The following is a 24,083-nucleotide window of genomic DNA, read 5'->3' on the forward strand; positions in this document are numbered from 1 at the left end:
ACAGTCTACTGTTCCATGATCCCCAGCGCGCCAACGGAGCGCTCGAGGTGCCATTGCAGGTGGGCGCGGGTGAGGCGATGGGCCTCTTGGGCTTGGGCATTGGTCGGCTGGCTGGGGTGGTCGTGGGCGATGAGCCACATGTGGTGCAGGGTCTCCGGGTCCACCTCCGCGGCGCCTGGTGGGCGGCATTGGTGGCAGGCAGCACCCCCGACGGCTGGGTGGAAGGCGTGGTGGGGGCCGGGCCTTTGGCACTGGGCGCAATCGAAAAGGCTGGGTGCCCAGCCGGCGTGGGACATGGCTTTGAGGAGGAAGGCGTCGAGAAGCATGAGCGGATCGCCGTGCTGGAGTTGGTTGAGGATATCGACGCAGGCCTCATAAAGATAGGGATCCCCGGGGGCATCGGCAGCGGCGAGGCGCTCGGCGGATTCGAGCGCAGCACACGCGGCGGTGTAGCGCTCGTAGTCCTCGATGATGCGCGCGCCGAAGTAGTCCACGGTATCGGCCTGGGAAATGGTGTAGAGGTTGCGGCCCGGATAAAGCTGCACGTCGAGGTTAACGAAGAGCTGCAGGCGCGAGCCGAAGCGCGATTTGGCGCGGCGAACGCCCTTGGCCACCCCGCGCACGAGGCCGTGGTGGCGGGTCAAGAGCACGATGATGCGATCCGCCTCGCCGAAATCATAGGTGCGGATGACGAGGGCGCGGTCGCGGAAATTCTCGCGCATGTGGAAGCTCGCCAGCTCTTAGAAGCCCAGGCGGCCCAGCGCCTTCGGGTCCGACTGCCAGTTCTTCAAAACCTTCATGCGCAGGTCAAGGTAGACGTTTTGGCCGAGCAGTTGGATGATTTCCTTGCGGGCGGTGCCCACGATGCGGCGGAAGCGGCGGCCGTCTTTGCCCTCGATGATGCGCTTTTGGCCGGGGCGCTCCAGGTAGAGGATGGCGTGGACGTTGAGGACGTCGGGGCGTTCCTGGCTAGGCAGGATCTCATCGACCTCGACGGCGACCGAGTGCGGCAGCTCGTATTTCAGGCCGGACAGCGCGGACTCGCGGATCAGCTCTGCGATGCGCTTGGACTGGTCTTCGTCGGTGACATGGTCATCGGGGTAGAACTTGGGGCCTTCGGGGAGGTGGTCCACGATGACCTGGGTCAGCTCATCCAGCTGCACGCGCTCGGTGGCGGAAACTGGGATGACCACGGCATCGGGGTTCTCTTCGGCGAGCAGCTCATGCAGGGCGAGCAGCTGGGCGCCAACCTGGTCCTTGGAGGCTTTGTCCAGCTTGGTGACGACACCAAGGATTGGGGTCTTCGGGGCGACCTTGCGGACGTTCTCGAGGATCCAGCGGTCACCGGGGCCAATCTTCTCATCCGCGGGGATGGTCAGGCCGATGACGTCGACGTCCGCATACGTGTCTTTGACAACCTCGTTGAGGCGCTCGCCGAGCAGAGTGCGCGGGCGGTGCAGGCCGGGTGTGTCAACGAGAACGATTTGCGCATCCTCACGGTGCACCAAGCCGCGGATGGGGTGGCGGGTGGTTTCCGGCTGGTCGGCGGTGATGGCGATCTTCTGCCCCACCAGCGCGTTGGTCAGGGTGGACTTGCCGGTGTTGGGGCGGCCGACGAAAGACACGAAACCGGAGCGGAAGCCCTCAGGCGTGTCGGTATATTGCGAATAGTCGGCGGCGTTGGCTTCGCCCTCGGCTGGCAGGTCGGCGAAGGCGGCATCGAAATCAGTGCTCATATTGCCTCATATCATAACGCACGAGCTGTCGAGTCCCGTTCTTCCTGTATGGCCCTGCTCTGACTCTCGACGTGCGGCCCCGAGAGCTTCCTGCCGATGCGCCGGCAGATGGTCCTTGTAGTTTGGTCCTTCTACTCTGGTCCCTTCTCTGTGCAAAGGGACCATCTGGTGCCGGTTTTCGCGTGCTAAATGGTCCCTTTAGTGTGCGAAGGGACCAGACTAAAGGGACCTTCTGTGCTCCTCCGGGGGTCATCCGCCCTGCAGATGGTTCGAGTCAGGCGGTTCTAGTCATAAGGTTTCCTTGCCCCCAAACGAACCATCTAGCGGCCTCCAGAAGGTTTGTTTGCCCCCAAGAGAACCTTCTGACCCGAACCGTTTGAGTAGAACCTTATAGCTGGAAACGACATCGTTGAAGGTGGGCCGCGAAAGCAGCAACGAGGTGCGGGTGAAGGTTGGTGGCGCGAGGTTATCCGCCGCATGTTGACTGCGAAAAAGCTTGCGCCACATGGCATCTTGCAAACGGCATCTTCCGAAAGGCGTCTTTGGTAGGAAAAACGCCATCTGGACGCCGCAAAAGGCGTTTTCAGGAGTGAAAACGCCTTCTGACAGATGCCTTCTGCGGGATGCCATTTGCCGGACGCCTTTTGCGGGGCTAAGGATCAGACTGGCGCGCGAGACCAAGCAAAACCAAGGATCAGGCTGGTGCGCGAGACCAAGAAAACCAGACAGAGCCCAAGGCTGCAAAGGCGCGCGGGCAGCGAAAGAGGCGTGAAAGCTAGAGCTCCGTGACCTGGAACTGCAGCTGCGGGTGAGCGAAGACGTCCTGCGACTCGATGAGCAGCAGTTCCTGGGAATCCGCCTCGTAGGTGTTCTGCAGCAAGTCGAAGACGGAAGACGCGGTGCGCTTGAGCGCTTCCTTCGCATCATGCGTCTCCACGTAGTGGCCGGTGAAAAGCGAGGCCGTGACATCGCCCGAGCCGTTGCGCTTGAACGGCAGCTTGGGGGTGGTAACCAGGAAGGCGCGCTCGCCATCAACGGCGAGCATCTCAATCTCGTCCTCGCTGGTCTCTGGGCGCTGCACCGAGGTCACCAGCACAGTCTTCGGTCCGATCTCCTGAGCGCGCTTCACCGCGGCGAGGGTCTGCTTCAAGGTGCCGACCTCGGAGTCCGTCAAGTAGCCCAGCTCAAACTGGTTCGGGGTGATGATGTCCGCGACGGGAACGACCTTATCGCGCAGCAGCGGCGGGATTTCATCGGAGACGAAGCAGCCGGACTTGGCGTTGCCCATCACCGGGTCGCAGGCATAGAGGGCACTCGGGTTAACCGCCTTGATGCGGTTCACGGCATCCACGATGGCGCCGGCGATGTCCGGGCCGCCCTGGTAGCCAGACAAAATCGCATCAATGCGCGGAAAGGCGCCGCGCTTCTCGATGCCGTCCACAATCGCCGTGACCTCTTCCGCCGGGATCATCGGCCCGCCCCAATCGCCATAACCGGTGTGGTTGGAGAAGTTCACCGTGTGAATCGGCCACACCTCATGGCCAGCGCGCTGAAGTGGAAAGACTGCTGCGGAGTTGCCCACGTGGCCGAAGGTGACGTGGGACTGAATGGAGAGGATGTTCATAATCCCCTATTGTGCTACGCCCCACGCAGCACCTCAACGATTGGCCTCATTTAAGCAAAGAAACTGTTTTAGAGTGACCGTGTCTGGAGTGGCGCTAAACCCGCGCCGAGTCACTTTAGATTCCGCCGCCGGGGACTTCCTTGTCCAGTTCGGCACGCTCGGCCGCATCCGGGAAGGCCTTCGGGCCAGAAGGCTTGGGCTGGTAGCTCACGCCGCGTGCTGCCAAGTCCTCGTACCAGTCCGCCAGCAGCTCATTCTGCAGGCCGAACATTTCCTTTTCCTCCGCCGCAGTCGTGTGGTCATAGCCCAGCAGGTGCAGGCAACCATGCACGGTGAGCAGAGCCAGCTCGTGGCCCAGTGAGTGGCCGGCGGCCGTGGCCTGGCGCTGAGCAAACTCCGGGCAGAGCACAATATCGCCCAGCATCGCAGGTCCGGCCTCCACCGCGTCGGGGCGGCCAGCGGTAGCACCCGGGGTGAGCTCATCCATGGGGAAGCTCATCACATCGGTCGGGCCCTCTAGGTCCATCCAGCGCACGTGCAGCTCCGCGATGGTATCCAGATCCACCGCAGTAATCGTGCACTCGGCATCCGGATTCACGTCGAGGCGGCCGAGGGCGTAGGAGCAGACGTCGATCAGCATCTCCTCGTTGACGCCGTCATAACCGGACTCGTTAATAAACTCGATGCTCATTTCTTCTCCTCCTGCTCAGCAAAGTTATCGTAGGCCTCGACAATGCGCCCGACCAGCTGGTGGCGCACCACATCAGCAGAGCCCAGCTCCGCGAAGTGGATATCCGGCACGCCCTTCAGAATGCGGCGCACCAGGCGCAGACCGGAGACCTGGCCACCGGGCAAGTCCACCTGGGAAATATCGCCGGTCACCACGATGGTGGAGCCAAAGCCCAGGCGCGTCAGGAACATCTTCATCTGCGCCGGGGTGGTGTTTTGGGCCTCGTCGAGGATGACGAAGGCATCGTTGAGCGTGCGGCCACGCATATAGGCCAGGGGTGCGACCTCAATGATGCCGGCCTCCATGAGCTTTGGAATCATCTCCGGATCGATCATGTCCCGCAAAGCGTCGTACAGCGGGCGCAGGTAAGGGTCGATCTTGTCGTTGAGGGTGCCGGGCAGAAAGCCCAGCTTCTCCCCCGCTTCAACTGCCGGGCGGGTCAAGATAATGCGGCTGACCTGCTTGGCGCGCAGGGCCTGCACCGCTTTCGCCACCGCCAAGTAGGTCTTACCGGTACCGGCCGGACCGATACCGAAGACAATCGTGTTCTCATCGATGGCCTGCACATAGCGCGATTGGCCAAGAGTTTTCGGGCGCACGGCCTTGCCGCGGCGCGAGACGATATCCGCCGCGAGCGTCTCAGACACAGAGGCTGGGGCATCCACCGTGACCAGGTCCAGGGTGTGCTTCACGGTATCGGTGCTCACCGGGTGCCCACGGCGGGCAATCGCCTCGAGCTCTTCGAGGACCTTGCGCGCGCGGGCCACCTCATAGTCCGGGCCGGCGGCGGTGACTGTGGTGCCGCGAGCGAAAAGGTCCACGCCCACGAGGTTGCCCAAAACGCGCAGGTTATCGTCCGCCGGACCGAGCACCGTGGCGAGGTAGGCGGAATCGAGATCAAACTTGGTGGTGATAATAGGCACGCCCAAAAGGCTACCAGCGCGCGGTCAGGGTGCCGATGCTGGCCAACGCCACCATGCTTGCCGACGCCGTCCGCAACACCTCCGGCCCCAACTTGATCGCCGTCGCACCGGCGTCCTGTAGGCGGGCTAGTTCCTCCGCGCCGATGCCGCCCTCCGGGCCCACCAGCAGGTAGATGGTCTCGGCGGAGTCGAGGTCAGCAAGATCCTTGAGCCGAGCCTCGGCGTCCTCGTGGAGGACCAGCGCGCGAGCACCGGAGATTTCCTGGCACAGCTGGCGGGTGGTCAGCGGGCCGCGCACGGCCGGCACGCGCGCGCGGCGCGATTGCTTGGCGGCTGCCACGGCCGCAGATTCCCACTTGGCTAGCGCCTTCGGGGCCTTCTTGGCATCCCACTTGGACACGCAGCGGTCTGCCTGCCAGGCGATGATCTCATCCGCTCCGGCCTGGGTGGCCAGGTCGACGGCGAGCTCGGAGCGCTCCGACTTCGGGATGGCCTGGACCACGATGACGCGCGGGGAGGGTTCGGGGATGATCGCGAGGTCGTCGACAAGCGCGGCCAGCGTGTCCTTGCCCTGCGTATCGGTGATGGTCGCGGTGGCGCGGCGCCCGGACCCATCGATCAGGACTAGATGCTCCCCTGGTCCCATGCGCTTGACGGTGACCGCGTGGCGGCCCTCCGCGCCGTCGAGGCCCACGGGCTGGCCGACCTCAGCAAGGGACAGGTCCGGGTGGAGGAAAACAGGCAGAGACATTAGCGGCGGAACTTATCGCGGAAGCGGCTAAAGAGGGACTCGCCGTGGTCATCGTCGGCGCGGTGCACCTCGGTGCCGCCGTGGCCGGCAGCCCGGACCTTTTCGAGGGCCTCGCGGGTCTTCTTATCCAGGTCGGTCGGGACGACGACGTCGACGTGGGCAAAAAGATTGCCATAACCATCAGTGCGCAGGCGCGGCATGCCCTTGCCCTGCACGGTAATGGACTCGCCCGGCTGGGTGCCCGGAGCGATATCGATGGTGAGCTCTTCGCCGTCAAGCTGCTCGACGGTGCAGGAAGCACCCAGCGCGGCATCCACCATGGGCACGCGCACGGTCAGGTGCAGGTCATCGGCATTGCGCTCGAAGACGGGGTGCGGCTGGGTGTGCACCTCCACGTACAGGTCGCCAGCGGGGCCGCCGCCGTGGCCGACCTCGCCCTGGGACGCCATGCGGATGCGCATGCCATCGCCAATGCCGGCGGGGATGTTCACCGTAATATCGCGGCGCTTGCGCACGCGGCCATCGCCGCCGCAGTGGCCGCAGGGATCGGTGACCACTTCACCGAAGCCGTAGCACTTCGGGCAATCGCGGGTGGTCATCATGTTGCCCAGCATGCTGCGCTGGACCTCCTGGACCTGGCCCATGCCGCCGCAGTGATCACAGGTCACCGGCTTGGACTTGGACTCGGAACCGGTTCCCTCACAGCGGTCACAGACCACAGCGGTATCGACCTTAACCTGCTGCTTAACGCCGCTATAGGCCTCCTCGAGGGTAATGGTGGTGCGCAGGAGCGCATCATCGCCCGGCTGCACGCGGGAACGCGGGCCGCGGGAGGCTGCTCCCCCACCGAAGAACTCGGCAAAGATATCCCCGAGGCCGCCGCCACCGAAACCACCAAAGCCGCCGCCCTGGGCCGCGCGCTCCTCCATGGGGTCACCACCCATGTCCACAACCCGGCGCTTCTGCGGATCCAGCAGAACCTCCTGCGCAAGGGAAGCCTCGCGGAACTTCTCCGCGGCCTCGTCATCGCCCGGGTTCACGTCCGGGTGGTACTTGCGCGCCAGCTTGCGGTAGGCCTTCTTAATCTCGGCGTCGGACGCCGACTTTTCTACACCAAGAATGCCGTAGTAGTCACGAGCCACGTACTGTCATCCTTCTATATCTCGTTGATGCTAAATCTAATCCGACGGGCCAGCTTACTCGCCCGCCAGAATTTCACTCACATAGCGTGCAACGGCAGAGACCTTGGAGATTGTTCCCGAGTAATCCATATACGTCGGCCCCACCACACCGAGCCCGCCAAGTGCTGCGGCCTCCGAGCCGGTGCCGAATCCATAGCGCGTAGCCACGACGGAGGTTTGGCGCAGCTCATCGGCCTCGTTTTCCTCGCCGATGGAGACCGAAACATTGCCCAGGGCCGGCACGCGCGCCAGCAATTTCAGCACCACGACCTGCTCTTCCAGGGCCTCGATGATCAACGGCAGGCCCTCGGGCAGGGCCACGCGGGTGAGGTTAGAGGTTCCCGCCATGATCAGGCGATCGGAAGGTTGTTCCACGAGGGTCTCAATCAGCGTCGTCGCCGCCTTGAGGAGGTGGGGGCGGATGTCGGCCGGGGAGTCGTCGACAAGCGCAGCCAGCTCCGCCGAAGCATCGGTGAGAGTCTTGCCCTCCAGGGCGGTGTTGAGGATATCGCGCAGGCGGTGGGTCTGCTCGGGGTCGATGACGTCATCGAGCTCCACATTGCGCTGATCGACGCGCCCATTATCCGTAATCAGCACCAGCAGCAGGCGCACCGGTGACAAAGCTACGACCTCGCAGTGCTTGACGCGGGAGACTTTGAGGTTGGGCATCTGCACCACGGCAGCTTGCTTGGTCACCTGGGCCAGCAGCTGGACCGAACGGCGCAGGACGTCTTCCAAATCGACGCCGCCTTCGAGGAAGGTGAGCATGGCGCGGCGCTCGGCCTTGGAGAGCGGCTTGACGTCGTGGAGCGTGTCGACGAACTGGCGGTAGCCCTTCTGCGTGGGCACGCGCCCGGAGCTGGCGTGTTCTTGGGCGATGAGGCCTTCGGCTTCGAGCACGGCCATGTCATTGCGAATCGTCGCCGAGGACACGCCCAGCTGGTAGCGCTCGAGCAGGGCCTTGGAGCCGACCGGCGATTGCGAGGCGATGTAGTCCGCGACGATGGCGCGCAGGACTTCTTGGCGGCGGGCATCGGTGGAGCTAGACATGTCTTTAAGGCTATCCGTTCTGGCGGTCAGGGGTGGAAAAGCTGTGGAAATCAACGACTACGGGCAGGTAGTTCACCGCCGCTTCCAAGTGGTTCTACTCAAATGGTTCGGGTCATACGGTTTACCTGTGCCCAAACGAACCTTCTTGCAGCCCAAGGAAGGTTTGTTTGCCCCCCAAACAAACCTTCTGACTGGAGCCTTTTCACTGGAACCATCTACGAGGGTCGAAGCCAGCCGCTAGTGGGCCAGCTGATGCGGACTTGGAGGCCGGCCCGCAGGTGGGGCAAGCCGCTAACGAGCGGTGTCTTCAGCCACAAGGAGGTCGGTGATGATCCCGTCCGCGAGCAGGCGGCCCGCCTTGGTCACGCGGAGGCGGCCGTCACAAAGCTCGAGCAGGCCGCGCTCAATAAAGCGCGCGGCCACGGGCTCGGCGGCCGGCGCGAGCCAGGACGCCGGGATGCCCTCGCGCAGGCGCAGGCCCAGCATGATGCGCTCGGTGTGGCGGTCGGCGGCGCTGAGCTGCTCGCGCTCCTTGATGGGCAGCTCCCCCTCGCCGACGGCCTTGATGTAAGTCCGCGGGTTCTTCACGTTGAAGAAGCGCTCGTTGCCCAGGTGCGAATGCGCGCCCGGGCCCGCGCCCCACCAATTGCCGTCCATCCAGTAGATGCGGTTGTGCTGGCACTCCCCGCCCGGCTTGGCCCAGTTGGACACCTCATACCACTCGAAACCCTCGGCTTCGAGCGTGGAGGAGATCATCTCATAGCGCCGGGCCAGCACGTCCTCATCCGGGGCCGGAAGCAGACCCTTCGATACCTTGCGGGCCATACGCGTGCCATCTTCCACGATGAGCGAATACGCGCTGATGTGATCCACCCCGGTCTCCAAGGCACGCTCCAAGGTCAGGGCCACATCCGCATCTTCTTCTGTCGGCGTGCCATAAATCATGTCCAAGTTGACGTGCTCGAAGCCCGCATCGATGGCTTCGCGCGCCGCATCGAAGGCCCGGCCCGGCGTGTGGGCTCGCTCCAACACGGCGAGCACCCCCGGGGAGGCGGATTGCATGCCCAGGGAAAGGCGGGTGAAGCCGGCGTCGAGAAGCCCAGCGAAGTACTCCGGCGAGGTGGATTCCGGGTTGGATTCCGTGGTGACCTCCGCGTCCGGGGCGAGGCCGAAGGTGTCGCGAACCTTCGACAAGACACGGCCCAGGCCGTCGGCGCCCAGCAGGCTCGGCGTGCCACCGCCAATAAAAACCGTCTCGGCCTCGCGCCCCACCTGGGCCGCCGCCATCTCCAGTTCCTTCTCCAGAGCAGCCAGATAATCGCTGGTCAGGTCCCCTCCCAGCTCACCCGGGGTATAGGTGTTGAAGTCGCAGTAGCCGCAACGGGAGGCGCAGAAAGGAACGTGAATGTAGAGACCAAAGGGATCCATGGGAACAAAGTATCCGACAGCGCCGTTAAAGCGGTAGTCTATAGTGCAGATTTGCAACCCCGATAGTGAAGAAAGGCCTCTTTTAAGTGGAACCTCCGAGTCGATGTCCCCGCCGCCTCCTTAAGGCGGTGGGGTAAGCCGTGTTATCTGCCATCCTGATGATTGTGGCGGGTTTCGCCGTCATCGCTCTCATTATCGTGGCCAACGCCTACTTCGTGGCGCAGGAATTCGCCTTCATGTCGGTGGACCGCACGCAGCTGCGCCAGCGCGCAGCGACTGGGGATAAGCCCGCGGAGCGCGCCTTAAAGATCACGCAAAAGACATCCTTCATGCTCTCCGGCGCGCAGCTGGGTATCACGATTACCGGCCTGCTCATCGGTTATGTGGCCGAGCCCCTCGTGGGCCAAGGCCTGGGCCAGCTGCTGGGCGGCGTGGGCGTGCCCACGGGTGTATCCGTCGCGGTAGGCACCGTGGCGGCGCTTGCTATTTCGACGGTTCTCACCATGCTCTTCGCCGAGCTCTTCCCGAAGAACTACACCATCGCCGCCCCCATGAAGTCAGCGCTGTGGCTGTCCGCGTCCACCATGTGGTACCTCAAGATTTTTGGCTGGCTCATCCACTTCTTCGAGTACTCCTCCAATGCCCTGCTCAAGCTATTCGGCATCGAGCCGGTGGAGGATGTCGATTCTTCTGCCACCACCGATGACTTGGAGTCCATCGTGGATGCCTCCCACGAGGCCGGCGACTTGGATGAGGACACCTACCTGGTGCTCGACCGCCTCCTCGACTTCCCCGAACACGACGTGGGACACGCCATGATTCCGCGCTCGCGCGTGGATGTCATCGAGCCGGAGACCACCATCGGTGAGGTGCGCGAGATGATGTCGGAGAACCACACGCGCTACCCCATCATCGACGATGAGCACAATCCCATCGGCGTGGTGCACCTCTACGACGTTCTGGGCACCGAACTGCCCGCGGCCACCCCGGCGCGCGAAATCATGAAGGAACCCGTGGTGGTGCCGGAGCTCATGCCGCTTCCCGACGTCGTCACAGAGCTTCGCGACGCCGACGAGAAACTCGCCTGCGTCATCGACGAATACGGCGGCTTCGTGGGCATCGTGACCATGGAGGACCTAGCCGAGGAAATCCTCGGCGATGTCACCGACGAGCACGACCTCGAAGAAACCGAGGAAATCACTGAGCAAGACGAGACGCACTGGATCGTCGACGGTGACACGCCCATCGACGAGGTGGAGCGCGCCATCGGCCACGACCTGCCGGAGGGCGATTTCGAAACCGTCGCCGGCCTGCTCATCGCGCACTCCGGCACGCTGCCGGAAGAAGGCGAAGAGCTTTCCATCGAGCTTGAGGCCGAGCCGGAAGACTGGGTCGACGGCGACGAAGCCCCCATCCGCACGCTCAACGTGCGCGTCGAGGAAATCGACCGCCACGTCCCCTCCGTCCTGGCACTCGAGCTGGTGGAGGAATTCCCGGAAGGAGAGAATGACTAATGACTGATACCTGGTGGTTCAACCTCCTTATCACTGTTCTCATCATCGCTGCTTCCGCGTTCTTCGTGGTCATCGAGTTCTCCCTCATGGGCGCGCGCCGCAACCGCTTGGAGGAAACCGCGGAATCCTCGGCAGCTTCGCGCGCGGGCCTGCGCTCGCTCAACGAGCTGACCATCATGCTGGCCGGCGCCCAGCTGGGTATTACCGCCGCGACCTTCGTCCTGGGTGCCGTGACCAAGCCGTGGGTCCATCACCTGTTGATGACGCCACTGGAGGCCCTCGGCCTGCCGCTGGGCGTTGCCGATGTCATCTCCTTCCTGCTGGCCCTTTTCGTCGTGACCTTCCTGCACCTGGTCATCGGTGAGATGGCGCCGAAGTCTTGGGCCATTGCTCACCCGGAGACCGCCCTCCAGCTCATCGCGGTGCCCGCCCGCGGCTTCATCTGGCTCTTCCGTCCGCTGCTGATTTGGATCAACAAGATGGCCAACAAGCTGGTGACGATGGCCGGCGAGGAACCCGTCGATCGCGCCGGTGCGGCCGGCTATGACGCGGAGACCCTGCGCCACCTCGTCGAGCACTCGCGCCTGACGGGCACGCTTGACGACGACTCCGCGAACCAGATCACCGGCGTCATCGAGCTGGAAGCCTCCACCGCGGCCCAGTTGGCCCGCGAGCACGGCTCGGAAATCTTGCCGCTATCCTCCGATGCCACCGTGGCCGAGCTCCACGAGCTCGTGGTGCGCAAGTCCATCATGCGCGTGCTGGTCTACCCGCGTACCTCGCGCATCCCCCGCATCGTCCATGTGCGCGACACCCTGTTGGCGGACCCGGAAACTCCGGTGCTGGATTTCTCCCGCCCCGCACTGGCGGTGGGCTCCTCCTCCACCGTGCAGAAGACTCTGGACCAGATGCGTGCTCGCAATGAGCAGCTCGTCGTCGTGGGCAAGCCCACCAAGGACAAGACGGTGTGGATCTTGACCTGGGATGACATCATGGGCCAGCTGTGGCCGCAGATTACGGAGCAGCTGGACCAGGCCGTGCCGGCGTCGAAGAACCCGGGGGCCTAGCGCGTACGCGCTAGGCGGTGGCACGGAAAGCTGGGTGTGGCACACGAAGCTAAGCGGTGACACGCAAAGTTGAACGTGCCACGCTAACAACGAAGAGCGCCACCGAGAGAGGGAATCTCGGTGGCGCTTTTCTTAGATAATCCTTGTGTGTTGGCAACAAGGAAGTCTGTGATGCGGCTCCTTAAGCGGTCGTGGCGGCCTTCTTCTGCCGCTTGGCGCGCACGCGGGCAACAACGGCGTCGATACGCGCGCGCTCCTCCAGGAAGGGCGGCGGGTTATGCCCGCGCATGGTGCGCACGAAGGCGGGGTGTGCCTCAACGACGGTGTGGCGCCAGGCCTGCACTGCGATGAGCGCGGACTCGCCGGCGCGCTTGTACAGGTTCGGCAGGGAGACCACGTCGAGGTTGCGGGCCACGGCGTCGGTTTGCGCCAGCACGTACTCGACCAGCTCGCGCAGGTAGGCAGCTACCGCGGCGGTGCGACCGCGCAGAGTCTCTGCCAGCTCCGAGACCACGACGGGCGGGCCGGAGATGGGCAGGCCCTCAGCGAGTGCGCGGGCGGTAAGCTGCTTCGGTTCCTCAACGTCGTTGTCGCCGGAGGAGGCAGCCGAGATAGTGCCGGACTTCAGCCCGGAGACCAGCGCGTGGCGCAGGCCGATGAGCTCGCCGACACAACGCCCAGAATCCACGCGGGCGTCCTCGACGATGTCCCCCAGCTCAGCCAAGCAGTCGAGGGAAAGTTCATCATCCCAGTCCTCGATGGCCTCGATGAGGTGCTCGATGTAGTCAACGACTTCGTCGCCGATGTTATAGATTTCTTGGGTCAGCTCACGGTGGCGCAGCTCGGCTGCGATTTTGTGCATAGGCTGCCCTTTCCGCGAGAACCTCTAGTTGAGGTTTAGAGTTTTTCTGACCCCGCTGACTCTATTAGAGATTCTCCCGTGGGTCTGCGCGACACTCCGAAGGAATTCACAGACTCCGTCCAGCGGCTGCATGCCGCCGGACCGTACCTGCGCCGCCGTTACTTCTTGCCGGCGTAGAGGCGCTCGATATCCGCTGCGTAGCGCTGCGCCACGACATAGCGCTTCACCTTCATCGTGGGGGTGAGCTCGTTGCTTTCCTCGGTGAGGTCCTGGTCGAGGATGACGAACTTCTTGATGCCCTCGGCGTGGGAGACCGTAGCGTTGACCTGGTTGATGGCGTCCTGGATATCCGCGCGTAGTGCCGGATCCGCTGCCACCTCACGCATGCCCTTGGTCGCAGAAATGTTGTGATCGGCCTTCCAGCGCTTGAGCGCATCCTCATCGAGTGTGAGCAAGACGCCGATGAAAGGCTTGCCGTCGCCGACCACCATGGCCTGGGAAATCAGCGGGTGGGAGCGCAGGATATCTTCCATCGGCCCCGGCGAGACGTTCTTACCGCCAGCGGTGACGATGAGGTCCTTCTTGCGGCCGGTGATAACGAGTTTGCCGTCCTCATCAATCTCACCCAGGTCACCGGTGTTGTACCAGCCGTCCTGCAGGGAGTTCTCTGTGGCCTCCTCGTTCTGCCAGTAGCCCTTGAAAACGATATCGCCCTTGATCATGATCTCGCCGTCGTCGTTAATGCGCAGCGTCGTTCCACCCAGCGGCGGGCCAACGGTGCCGATGGACTGGTCCACGAAGTCCACGGCGGCCGCAGCCGCGGTTTCGGTCAGGCCGTAACCCTCGTAGATGGTCACGCCGATGCCGCGATACCAGTGCAACAGGTCCTGCGAGATGGCCGAGCCACCGGAGATGCAGTACTTGACTTCGCCGCCCATGGCCTGACGAATGGCGCCGTAGACCAGCTTGTCATAGGCCTTGCGCTTGGCTTTAAGAACTCGGTTGGGCCCCTCCGGGGTATCCAGTGCCTTCGAGTACTCGATGGCAACCTTTTCAGCGCGGTCGAAGATGGCGCCCTTGACTGCAGAAGAACCGTGGGCCTTGGCGGAGGCACCGTTGCGTACCTTCTCAAACACGCGCGGCACGCCCAGGATCAGGTTCGGGCGGGAACGCGCGAATTCAATGGTGATGGTGCTGAAGTCGGACCAGTGGTTCTGGGACGCGCCGCCGATGGTGACCGCGAGGGACACCGCGCGGCTAAAGACGTGCGCTAGCGGCAAAAAGGTCAGAACGTGGGAGCCCGGCACGGCGATAGCACCGATGGGGTTGGTCAGCAGGCCGCGGGCTTCTGCCAGCCAATTGCGGTGGGTCAGCATGCAGCCCTTGGGGCGCCCGGTGGTGCCAGAGGTGTACACCAGCGAGGCGACGTCATCGGTGTTCGTGGCTTCGATGCGCTGGTCGACGGCATCGTCGCTGACATCGCGTCCCTCAAACTTCAGCGTATCGATGGCCGAAGAGTTAATCTCCAGGACGCGGCGCAGCTGGGAGGGCGAGCCGTGCAGCTGCGGGGTGCCATCCTCCTGCAGCTTCAGGTGCTTGACCAGCTCGGAGTGCTCGCGGGTTTCCGTGATGGCGAGGATGGCGCCGGAGTCCTCGATGATCCACTGGACCTGTGACATCGACGAAGACGGGTACACCGGAACGGAGATGGCACCGGCCGCCCAGATGGCGTAGTCCAGCAGGGACCACTCATAGCGGGTGGTAGAAATAAGTGCCACGCGGTCGCCCTGCTCCACGCCGAAAGCGATGAGGCCCTTGGCCACCGCGTAGACCTCTTCCACGAACTCTTTGGCGGTGACGTTGACCCACTCGTAGTTCGCGGGGCGGGTAAACAGCACGCCATGTGGGCGGGCGTGTGCCGTAGCCATCATGGCGGTAAGGCAGGTCTCCCCGTCTTTGATCTCGAACTCCGCTTTCGTATGCGCTTCATTCAAAGTCACAGTTGTGTCCTTTCCCACAAAAATTAAATTCCAGCCCACTCTACCAACCGGATTTCTCCCGCGCGCGGGGAGGGCGTGGCACAATTGGGGGATGTGACTACCCGTGATCTGCTTCAAGAACTTGCCCAACGCCACGGCGTGGCCTGCGAGTACACCGCCCAGAACGGACAGCCCGTGTACGTCAGCGAGGAAACAATTACCTATACGCTGCGCGCACTCGGCGTCTCTATCTCCGACCGTCCGGACGATGAGGAGCTAACCCAAGCCCTGTTCGAGGATTATCTCGAGCGCGCCTCCCGCCCGCTGCCGCCGTGCGTGGTGGCCCGCGAAGGTGCCGAAAAGTCTTTCGTCGTCCACGTCCACGACGGCGACCCCGTCACCGTCACCATCGAGCTGGAAAACGGCGAGACGCGGCCGACTTATCAGGATCCGAACGACGCCCCGGCTGCCGACGTCGCCGGCACCATGTGGGGCGAGGCCGGCTTCCACGTTCCCGGGGACCTGCCCTTAGGTTTTCACAAGCTGCACTTGTCCTCGCCGGGTATCGGCGAGCACGAATGCCCGCTCATCGTCGTGCCGAACCATCTGAGCACAGCAGATCGCTTCCTCGACCGCCCCGCCGCGGGCGCGATGGCGCAGTTGTATTCGGTGCGCTCCGAGAAGTCCTGGGGCATGGGCGATTTCGGAGATCTAGCCGAACTCGCGGAGGTACTGGCGCCGGATTATGACTTCCTCCTTATCAACCCGCTGCACGCGGGCGAGCCAATCCCGCCTGTGGAGGATTCGCCTTACCTGCCCACCACGCGGCGTTTCATCAACCCGATTTACATCCGCATCGAGGATATTCCGGAGCTGCAACAGCTCAGCCCGGAGCTTCAGGAGGACGTCGCCGAGCTCGCCGCCGAGTTCCGCGAGCGCAACCGGTCTGCCGAAGAGATCGACCGCGATTCCATCTTCGAGGCCAAGCTGCAGGTGCTGCAGGAGCTCTTCAACCAGGGAATGACCCCGGAGCGCCGCACCGCCTTCAGCGAGTACCAGCGCCGCGAGGGCCGCGGCCTGCGCAATTTCGCGCTGTGGTGTGCAGAGACTGAACTCTCGCGCCACAGTGGTCGCCGCCACGCGCTGAGCCTCGACGTCAACGACTTAGCCGAGTTCTATTCCTGGCTGCAGTTCCTCTGCGATGAGCAGCTGGATGCCGCCCAGCGCCGCGCGCTCGACGCTGGCATGAGCATCGGCCTCATCACCGATATGGCCGTGGGCATCCACCCCGCTGGTGCCGATGCTGTCAACCTCTCCGAGTACCTGGCTCCCCAGTGCTCGGTGGGTGCTCCGCCGGATGACTATAACCAGCAGGGCCAGGACTGGTCGCAGCCGCCGTGGCACCCGGTCCGGCTGGCAGAAGCCGGCTACGAGCCGTGGCGCGATTTGCTGCGCACGATGCTGGGCAACGCCGGCGGTCTGCGCGTCGACCACGTGCTGGGCCTTTTCCGCCTGTACTGGATCCCGCGCCAGTCCACCCCACTCAACGGCACCTACGTGACCTATGACTGGGAAGCCATGCTCGGCATCCTCGCGCTCGAGGCCGAGCGCGCCGGCGCGGTCCTCGTGGGCGAAGACCTGGGCACCCTGGAACCCTGGGTCCAGAATGCCCTGCAGGACATGGGAGTACTTGGCACCACGATCATCTGGTTTGAGCACGCCAACGAAGGCCCCACCCCGCGCCCGCAGGATCAGTACCGCCACATGGCGATGTCCTCGGTGGGCACGCACGATCTGCCGCCAACGCTCGCCTTCCTGCGCGGTGACCACATCGCACTGCGCGCCCGCCTGGGTCTGTTGACCCGCCCGGTGGCGGAAGAAGAGGCCGAGGACCGCGCGTGGCAGGAAGAGGTCAAGGATAATCTGCAGGCCTATGGCATGTTGGAGAACCGCGAGAATGAAGAGGACGTGCTCGTCGCCCTGCACCGCTATGTTGCGGGAACTCCCTCGGCACTGACGGTGACCAACGTGGTGGACATGGTCGGTGACGTGCGCGCGCAGAACCAGCCGGGCACGACGAAGGACCAGTACCCCAACTGGTGTATCCCGCTGTGTAATACCGCCGGCGAGCCAGTCCTCTTGGAGGATCTACCGAAGCAGGAGCTCTACCAGCGCCTCGCCCAAGCCGCCAAGAGGCCAGGGGCCGAGCGCTAAAGCGTCGTCCCTTTAAAGGACGACGCCCACCACCGCTACCACGACGATGAGCGCGATCATCAGCCACAGGGTCACGCTCACTCGGGATTTAGGCAGTGCCCGCTTGCGGTGGACGTGTTCGGAGCGCTCAGGGTCCCAGAGGCCTTCGCGGTGATCATCGGGAGTCATGGTTCTTCATCCTAGTCACGGGCACAAGCCACGAATACACCCGGTCGATTGCCCACATCAGGAGCCACCCCATGACGGTTGCGGCCGGCACCGCCGTGACGGCGAGCACCGCCATTTGCACCCACACCGGCGCCTGCACGAGCCATTCCATGCCCTCAGGGTAGCCTGTTGTGCATGAGCCGTGCACCTTTCACCGTCACCTGCCCCGCGGGCACCATCACCGGCTACCTCGATGAGGACGTGGCCCATTTCCATTCCATCGAGTACTCCCACATCCCCGGGGATTTTGAGAACCCCGAACCCGCACCGCCACGTGACCAGGATGCGCGCACCCCGCACCCGGAGAAGACCGCGCTGACCATCACCGCCCCCGCGCCCGGCAGCCGCGCGACGTCCCTGGCGCCGACGTTGGTCTATATCCACGGCGGCCGCTATGAGCACGGTTCCCACGAGGATCCCCGCGCGGAGGGCACGCCGACCGCACAGGCGGGCATCGTCCACGTGCAACTGGGCTATCGCGTTGGGCTGCCGGGGCTTGCCCGTTTTCGTGATGACGAGCCCGACCGCTACCGCGCCATCGAGGACCTGCAGCTGGGGTTGGAATGGATCCAGAACAACATTGAGGCATTCGGCGGCGATCCCACCAACGTGACCATCCTGGGGCAGTCCGCCGGCGCCAACGCCGTGCTGTGGCTGTGCCGGCGCGATCACTACCGCGGGGCGTTTCGGCGGGCGCTAGCTCTGTCCCCTGGTTTCCCGCGAGAGAGCTTCGAGGAGCGCAGTGCCACTCTGCGCCAGGTGATGAAAAAGCCCATCACGCGTTCCTCCCTGGCGGCGATGAGCCAGGAGGAGCTCGCCGCCGGCTACGCCAAGTTCCGCAAGAAGTACAGCCTCGATATGGCGCTGGGCCCCACCCCGCTGGAGTGTGGGCAGCTTGCCGACGTCCCCCTCATCCTCGCCAGCACCCGCGACGAGTTCTACAACATCCCAGCCACGCAGAAGGTCGACCGCTCCCCTTTCCGTGCCCTCATCCTGCGCTATGCGGCGCCGCGCTTCGGCTTTCCCCGCAACGGCTTCACACCCTGGTATCAGGTGGCGCAGCACATGGACAAGGAGCGCCCGATGGGCCGGATGGTGGGAGATTCCATCATTCGCCGGTGGGCGGCCGAGGTGGCGGAGAAGGCTCCGGGGAAGACCTGGATGGTGGAATTTACCCGATCCTCGGGCCCGGCCCTGCACTGCGAGGAGCTGCGTCCGCTCTTCGGCAGGACGCCGCTAGCCCAGTGGCTGCAGGACTTTGTGCGCACAGGCGAGCCCGGATTCGAGGCCTACCGCCCGGAGCACGCTATCTGGGAGTACAACCTGGATAACGACGAGCATCGCGTGGCGTATTCCAGCTTGGATTATATTTCGGCGGCCTTTGCCCAGGACGGCAGCCTGCTCTGATCCGGGGGCGTTAAGCCAAAAGGGCCGCGCGCAGCGGTTCGTGGGTCAGCTCCTCCACCATCCACGGGCTAAAGGCGAACGGCGTGGCGTCGACGGCGGCGAGCACATCGCGCACCGGGGCCCACGCGAAGGAATCGACTTCGTCGGGATTGGGCGTCGGATCATCTTCGGTCTCGAAGAGGTAGACCGGGCAAATTTCATTCTCCACCACGCCGGAGGAATCCACGGCGCGGTAGGCAAAGTCTGGCAGTACCAAACGCGGCGTGCCGCTCAGGCCAAGCTCGAAGCGGCCACGGCGCACGACGGCGTCGGCAGTCGGCTCATCCGGGCCCGGGTGCCCACAGAAGGAATTGGTCCACACGCCGGGCCAGGTCAGCTTGGACAGGGCGCGGCGGGTCAGCAGCAGCTGGCCATCGCGTACCACCCACGCGGAAAAGGCAAAATGCAGCGGGGTATCTGCGGTGTGTACGGCGGTCTTGTCAGCGGTGCCGGCGGGCTTGCCCTCCGGCGAGGCTAGAACGACGAGTTCCGTCATAGATTGAGGTCTCCTACATAGCGCACGTTGCCGATGCTAAAGCGCGCGTTCCAGAGGTTGCCTGGGGCAACGTTATAGACATATTGAAGGTTGGTGGACGCACCGGCGCCCAGCGGGTGATCCAAGCCCGGCGCGGCTAGGTCCACGTTGACCTCCGGGTCATAAGGAACGGGATCCACGGTGGCCCAGCCGCCGTTGCCGTCGGCGCGCTCCAAGGTGGGTTCCGCGAGGGCGTCGGCAGGCAGGGGCACCTCGTTGAGGTTGTGAATCTTCACCGTCAGCACCGTTCCACCGCCGCCGGAGTACAGCCCCTGGAGCTCGAACTCCACGTTGAGCCCCTCATCTTTGACGGGTGCCGCCAGGTTGGAGGTGACCTCATGAGCGTCTACGTCCTTGGCCTCAAAGGTCGGCGGCTCCGAGCTAGACACCACGATGTTGTCCTGCGGGCCCACGTCCGGCGGCTGGAGGATGCTGCAGCCTGACAAGGCAGCCAGGCACAGCGGGGCGCACGCTAAGGGGAGGTATTTCTTCACCGCGGATCCTTTTCCATCACGACTTCGGTTTCTCCCCTACCTTAGTCGACGGGTTGGATATTCCTATTAAGGGCGTAACATCGGCCGGCGATGAACTCTATTCTCCGCATCGTCCGCAGCGCATCCGCCCTGTGGCCGTTTTATCTTGGCGTCCTTATCACCGCGTCAGTCACCGCGATTCTGTCGCTGCTGACCCCGTTTATCCTCCGCGAGGCCACCGACACCGTCGTCGCGGGCGGCCCGCTGCGCACCATCCTGTGGTGGGTCGTGGCACTCTTTGTGGCGGATGCGCTGGGCAACGTGGTGAAGAATATCGGTGGTTATATCGGCGATGTCATGGTCGCACGCCTGCGCCAGATTCTTTCGACGCGCTACTTTGCCAAGCTGCTTTCCGTGCCGCAGGGCTACTACGATAACCAGGTCACCGGCACCATCATCGCGCGCTTGGACCGCTCGATTGCGAATATCACGCAGTTCCTGCAGTCCTTCTCCAATAACTTCTTCGTCATGCTCATCCAGGCGGCAGCGGTGCTGGTCATCACCGCGGTGTACTACTGGCCGCTGGCCATCCTGTTGGCCGCGCTCTTCCCTATCTATATGTGGCTAACCGCACTGACCTCGGAGCGCTGGCAGGAGTTTGAGGCCATCAAGAATGAGAACATCGACGTGGCCAACGGGCGCTTCGCGGAGGTCATCAGCCAAGTGAAGGTGACCAAGTCCTTCGTCGCTGAGGCCCGCGAGTTGGCCTCCTTCGGTTCGCGCTACCGCACGGTGGTGGATACCACGAAGCCGCAGTCGCGCTGGTGGCATTCCATGGATACCGCCCGTGGCGCGGCCATGGCGCTGATCTTCTTAGGCATCTATGGCCTGATCTTCTGGCGCACCTTGGAGAGACACTTCTCCATCGGTGACATGGTCATGCTCCTGCAGCTGGTAAACATGGCTAAGCAGCCGGTGTTCATGATGAGCTGGATCGTGGATGTCAGCCAGCGCGCCATCGCCGGCTCCAAGGACTACTTCAAGGTCATGGAGGAAGTCCCGGAGCCCACGGTCAACCCGCAGCTGGTCGCCGCCGCTGAAACCTCCGACGTGCCGGAGCTCGACCTCACCCCGGCCGAGCCGCTGCGCCCGACGGAAGGCCCGGTCTTCGCCTTCGAGGACGTGTCCTTCTCCTATGAATCGGATAAGCCGGTCGTCGCCGACATCACCTTCACCGCCCAGGAGGGCCACAAGGTTGCCCTCGTCGGTGAGTCCGGCGGCGGCAAGTCCACCCTGGTCAACCTCCTGTTGGGCCTCTACCAGCCCACGGAGGGAAAGCTGACGGTACTGGGCCACGACACCGCGGAACTTACTGCGGAGCGCCTGCGCGCCTCGGTCGGCGTGGTCTTCCAGGAGTCCTACCTCTTCTCCGGCACCATTCGGGAAAACATCGCTTATGGCAAGCCGGGGGCGACGATGGAGGAGATCGTGGACGTCGCCAAGCGCGCCAATGCACACGGCTTCATCGAAGAATTCCCCGATGGTTACGACACCGTCATCGGCGAGCGCGGCCTTAAGCTCTCCGGCGGGCAGAAGCAACGCGTGGCCGTGGCGCGCGCCATGCTGAAAGACGCCCCCATCCTCGTCCTCGACGAGGCCACCTCGGCGCTGGATACCAAGGCCGAGCGCGCCGTGCAGGCGGGTCTGGATGAGCTCATGAAGGACCGCACCACGCTCATCATCGCGCACCGCCTGTCCACCATCGCGGACGTGGACACCATCATCACCCTGGACCGCGGCCGCATCTCCGAGATCGGCGCGCCAGCGGAGCTAGCCCAGTCCGGCGGCATCTACGCTGAGCTGCTGCGCCTGACCCAATCCGCCTCCGCCGCCGACCGGCAGCGATTGAAAAAATACGGATTCGTCCAAGCCACCGACGAGTAAGGTGGGACGCATGCGTTTCCCTAGCCTGAAAGAACTCTCCGCCCGCGGCACCCGCAAGTGGACCGTCTATGACGAAGACGTCATCCCGCTGTGGATCGCCGAATCAGACTTCCTCACCGCGCCAGCGGTCAAGGAGGCCATCCAAGAGGCCGTCGACGCCGAATCCTTCGGCTACACCCCAGCGCCCAAGGCCTCCGAGCTCAACGCGGCAATAGCAGATTTCTACGAATCGCGCTACGGCTGGCGCCCAGAACACGTCTTCTGGATCGGGGATGTGGTGCGCGGCTTGTTGCTCGGCGTGCAGTACTTCACCGAAGGCGCGGTGGCCGTGCCGGTTCCCTCCTACCCGCCGCTGCTAGAGCTGCCGGAGACCGCCGGGCGCGAGAAGATTGAAACCACGCTGGAGCTCGACGATATCGAGCGCGCCTTTAAGGCCGGCGCCGGCTCCATCCTGCTCTCCCACCCCTATAACCCGCTGGGCATTGTCTTTGATGAGGACTGGCTGCGAGGGCTGGTGGAGCTGGCGGAGAAGTACGATGCCCGCATCCTCTCCGATGAGATCCACGCCCCGCTGGTCTACGAAGGCCGCCACATCCCGCTCGGCGCTTTGTCCGACCGCGTTATTACCGTCACCGCCACGTCCAAGGCGTGGAACACCGCGGGCTTAAAGTGCGCGCAGGTGATCTTCTCCAACACCGCGGACGTCGAGCGCTGGAACTCGCTGACCGGCGTGGCCAAGGACGGCACCGGCACGCTCGGCGTCTTGGCAGCAGAGGCCGCCTACCGCCACGGCAGCGAGTTCCTTGACGAGGAAATCGAGTATCTGAAGAAGACCCGCGACTGGCTGGTGGAGGAGCTGCCCAAGCGCGTGCCGGGATTGAAGACCTCCCACCCGCAGGCCACCTACCTGCTGTGGTTGGACTTTAGCGAGACCGCCATTGCGGATAACCCGAAGCCCGCGGCCTGGGTTCGCGAGCACGCCAAGGTAGCCCTCAACGAGGGTGTCACCTTCGGTACGGGCGGTGAGCATCATGCCCGTCTTAACTTTGCAACCTCCCGTGAGCTGCTGGAAGAGGCACTCGACCGGCTGGAGAAAGCATTTAGCTAAAATTTACATCTCATGCCATGGGCATTATCCTTAGAAAAATGTCCATAAATGACGTTCAGGCCCCCGCCCAGTCCACTTCAAAGACGAGCTCGCCCATCGGCATCGTGATCGTTGCCTCCCTCATGCTCTTCTCCATGTTCTTCGGAGCGGGCAACCTCATCTTCCCACCGGAGGTCGGTGTCTCCTCCGGCACCAACTTCTGGCCGGCCACCTTGGGCTTCCTCGCCGCCGGCGTGGCACTGCCGGTCTTAGCGGTGATCGCGGTGGCCATTTCCGGTCAATCCGTGCGAGACATCGGAAACCACGGCGGCAAGATCTTCGGCGTGGCCTTCTCCGTCATCGCCTACTTGGCCATCGGCGCCTTCTACGCCCTGCCGCGCACCGGCGCGGTGTCCATGGAGACTGCGATTACCCCGCTGCTCGGGTGGGAGGGAACCTTTGCCAACGGCGCCTTCAACGTCGTCTTCTTCCTCATCGCTTTGGCCTTGGCATGGCGCCCCAATGACATCATCGACACCCTGGGCAAGTTCCTGACCCCGGCACTGGTCATCCTGCTCGCCGTCCTCATCACCCTGGCCACGCTGGCGCATTCCCGCATGCCCGGCACTCCGACCGAGGAGTACGCTTCCGCGCCCTTCGTCACGGGCCTTTTCGAGGGCTACAACACCATGGACGCCATCGCAGGCCTGGCTTTCTCCATCGTCATCGTGACCTCGCTGCGTTCCAAGGGTTTTTCCAAGAACAGTGAGCTGCTGCGCGGAACCGTTCTCTCCGCGGTCATCGCCGGCGCTCTGCTCGCCGCTATTTATCTGGGCCTGGCGTGGATCGGCCAAACCATGCCGAACGGTGCCTCCTATGATTCCGGCGCCGCCTTGCTTGCCGACGCCTCCAATCTCACCATGGGAAACGTCGGCCAGGCCGTCTTCTCCGCCATCGTCATCTTGGCATGCATGACCACCGCCGTGGGCCTGATTTCCGCCACCTCGGAGTTCTTCGCCATGCTCGTGCCGAAGACCACCTACCACTTCTGGGCTTGCTTGTTTACCGCGCTGTCCATCGCCTTCGCCTTCCAAGGCCTGGACACGGTGCTTGCCATCGCGGTGCCCTTCATCGTGTTCTTGTACCCGCCGGCTATCTCGTTGATCGCGCTGACGCTTCTGCAGCCGGTAGTCAAGAAGTGGGTCACCTTCTACTGGGGCTTCCGCTTGGCCCTGTGGGTTTCCGTGCTGTGGTCCGCTGCCACCTCCTTCGGCGCCCCGCTCAGCTTCTCCCCTGGTCAAGACGTTGGCCTGGGCTGGGTAGTTCCTACGC

Annotated in this window: 22 protein-coding genes; 7 read left to right on the forward strand and 15 right to left on the reverse strand. The window is 63.7% G+C overall.

Annotated elements, in window-relative coordinates:
- Positions 1-5 precede the first annotated feature (5 nt).
- The 10 genes from recO to hemW form a co-directional block, all read right to left on the reverse strand.
- A complete protein-coding gene (recO, locus tag QKE52_RS12615; protein WP_347948935.1) occupies positions 6-722 on the reverse strand; it encodes a DNA repair protein RecO in 717 nt (238 codons plus the stop codon).
- Positions 723-740: 18 nt separating this feature from the next.
- Positions 741-1,736: a GTPase Era gene (gene era, locus QKE52_RS12620; RefSeq protein WP_347948936.1), complete on the reverse strand. Its 996-nt coding sequence runs from the start codon at positions 1,734-1,736 to the stop codon at positions 741-743.
- A gap of 288 nt (positions 1,737-2,024) precedes the next feature.
- Entirely contained in the window at positions 2,025-2,366 is a 342-nt protein-coding gene (locus tag QKE52_RS12625) for a hypothetical protein (protein ID WP_128081866.1), read from the reverse strand.
- Positions 2,367-2,511: 145 nt separating this feature from the next.
- Complete coding sequence (gene pdxY / locus QKE52_RS12630) at positions 2,512-3,360, reverse strand: pyridoxal kinase PdxY (RefSeq protein ID WP_070513584.1); 849 nt, start codon at positions 3,358-3,360, stop codon at positions 2,512-2,514.
- A gap of 115 nt (positions 3,361-3,475) precedes the next feature.
- A complete protein-coding gene (gene ybeY / locus QKE52_RS12635) occupies positions 3,476-4,051 on the reverse strand; it encodes an rRNA maturation RNase YbeY (protein ID WP_046649037.1) in 576 nt (191 codons plus the stop codon).
- The gene (locus QKE52_RS12640; protein WP_046649036.1) at positions 4,048-5,013 is read right to left on the reverse strand and encodes a PhoH family protein; all 966 of its coding nucleotides are present in this window, start codon (positions 5,011-5,013) and stop codon (positions 4,048-4,050) included. The genes ybeY and QKE52_RS12640 overlap by 4 nt, the downstream gene beginning before the upstream one ends.
- Before the next feature lie 10 nt (positions 5,014-5,023).
- A complete protein-coding gene (locus QKE52_RS12645) occupies positions 5,024-5,764 on the reverse strand; it encodes a 16S rRNA (uracil(1498)-N(3))-methyltransferase (protein ID WP_070517877.1) in 741 nt (246 codons plus the stop codon).
- The gene (gene dnaJ / locus QKE52_RS12650) at positions 5,764-6,906 is read right to left on the reverse strand and encodes a molecular chaperone DnaJ (protein WP_102233707.1); all 1,143 of its coding nucleotides are present in this window, start codon (positions 6,904-6,906) and stop codon (positions 5,764-5,766) included. Before dnaJ ends, QKE52_RS12645 begins: the two co-directional genes overlap by 1 nt.
- A 54-nt stretch (positions 6,907-6,960) precedes the next feature.
- On the reverse strand, positions 6,961-7,995 hold the full coding sequence (gene hrcA, locus QKE52_RS12655) for a heat-inducible transcriptional repressor HrcA (protein WP_347948937.1): 1,035 nt from the start codon (positions 7,993-7,995) through the stop codon (positions 6,961-6,963).
- A 291-nt stretch (positions 7,996-8,286) separates the two neighbouring features.
- Positions 8,287-9,423 (reverse strand): radical SAM family heme chaperone HemW, encoded by a 1,137-nt coding sequence (gene hemW / locus QKE52_RS12660; RefSeq protein ID WP_049157273.1) that lies wholly within the window; start codon positions 9,421-9,423, stop codon positions 8,287-8,289.
- A 140-nt stretch (positions 9,424-9,563) separates the two neighbouring features.
- Here hemW and QKE52_RS12665 point away from each other — a divergent pair, with 140 nt between their 5' ends.
- Both QKE52_RS12665 and QKE52_RS12670 read left to right on the forward strand, forming a co-directional pair.
- Complete coding sequence (locus tag QKE52_RS12665; protein WP_347948938.1) at positions 9,564-10,937, forward strand: hemolysin family protein; 1,374 nt, start codon at positions 9,564-9,566, stop codon at positions 10,935-10,937.
- The gene (locus tag QKE52_RS12670) at positions 10,937-12,004 is read left to right on the forward strand and encodes a hemolysin family protein (protein ID WP_347948939.1); all 1,068 of its coding nucleotides are present in this window, start codon (positions 10,937-10,939) and stop codon (positions 12,002-12,004) included. Before QKE52_RS12665 ends, QKE52_RS12670 begins: the two co-directional genes overlap by 1 nt.
- A 181-nt stretch (positions 12,005-12,185) precedes the next feature.
- On the opposite strand, the gene QKE52_RS12675 is transcribed toward QKE52_RS12670, so the two are convergent.
- On the reverse strand, positions 12,186-12,866 hold the full coding sequence (locus QKE52_RS12675; RefSeq protein ID WP_070513599.1) for a hypothetical protein: 681 nt from the start codon (positions 12,864-12,866) through the stop codon (positions 12,186-12,188).
- 158 nt (positions 12,867-13,024) lie between these two features.
- On the reverse strand, positions 13,025-14,866 hold the full coding sequence (locus QKE52_RS12680; RefSeq protein WP_347948940.1) for a long-chain fatty acid--CoA ligase: 1,842 nt from the start codon (positions 14,864-14,866) through the stop codon (positions 13,025-13,027).
- 93 nt (positions 14,867-14,959) lie between these two features.
- Between QKE52_RS12680 and malQ the strand changes: the two genes are divergently transcribed.
- Positions 14,960-17,059: a 4-alpha-glucanotransferase gene (gene malQ / locus QKE52_RS12685; RefSeq protein ID WP_347948941.1), complete on the forward strand. Its 2,100-nt coding sequence runs from the start codon at positions 14,960-14,962 to the stop codon at positions 17,057-17,059.
- Between the two features lie 12 nt (positions 17,060-17,071).
- Here the strand turns inward: malQ and QKE52_RS12690 are convergent, their stop codons facing one another.
- The gene (locus QKE52_RS12690) at positions 17,072-17,227 is read right to left on the reverse strand and encodes a hypothetical protein (protein WP_168162657.1); all 156 of its coding nucleotides are present in this window, start codon (positions 17,225-17,227) and stop codon (positions 17,072-17,074) included.
- Between the two features lie 174 nt (positions 17,228-17,401).
- Between QKE52_RS12690 and QKE52_RS12695 the strand changes: the two genes are divergently transcribed.
- Positions 17,402-18,673: a carboxylesterase family protein gene (locus QKE52_RS12695; RefSeq protein WP_347948942.1), complete on the forward strand. Its 1,272-nt coding sequence runs from the start codon at positions 17,402-17,404 to the stop codon at positions 18,671-18,673.
- Between the two features lie 10 nt (positions 18,674-18,683).
- Here the strand turns inward: QKE52_RS12695 and idi are convergent, their stop codons facing one another.
- Positions 18,684-19,208, reverse strand: a complete 525-nt coding sequence (gene idi, locus QKE52_RS12700; protein WP_347948943.1) for an isopentenyl-diphosphate Delta-isomerase — start codon at positions 19,206-19,208, stop codon at positions 18,684-18,686.
- Entirely contained in the window at positions 19,205-19,741 is a 537-nt protein-coding gene (locus QKE52_RS12705; RefSeq protein ID WP_046649026.1) for a hypothetical protein, read from the reverse strand. Before QKE52_RS12705 ends, idi begins: the two co-directional genes overlap by 4 nt.
- 90 nt (positions 19,742-19,831) lie before the next feature.
- Between QKE52_RS12705 and QKE52_RS12710 the strand changes: the two genes are divergently transcribed.
- The 3 genes from QKE52_RS12710 to brnQ form a co-directional block, all read left to right on the forward strand.
- Positions 19,832-21,664, forward strand: a complete 1,833-nt coding sequence (locus tag QKE52_RS12710; protein WP_347948944.1) for an ABC transporter ATP-binding protein — start codon at positions 19,832-19,834, stop codon at positions 21,662-21,664.
- Between the two features lie 10 nt (positions 21,665-21,674).
- A complete protein-coding gene (locus QKE52_RS12715) occupies positions 21,675-22,772 on the forward strand; it encodes an aminotransferase class I/II-fold pyridoxal phosphate-dependent enzyme (RefSeq protein ID WP_347948945.1) in 1,098 nt (365 codons plus the stop codon).
- A gap of 38 nt (positions 22,773-22,810) precedes the next feature.
- On the forward strand, positions 22,811-24,083 hold a 1,273-nt coding region (gene brnQ, locus QKE52_RS12720; protein WP_347948946.1), incomplete at its 3' end, for a branched-chain amino acid transport system II carrier protein.

It is taken from the genome of Corynebacterium sp. c25Ua_47, assembly GCF_039907205.1.
Classification (GTDB): Bacteria; Actinomycetota; Actinomycetes; order Mycobacteriales; family Mycobacteriaceae; genus Corynebacterium; species Corynebacterium hiratae.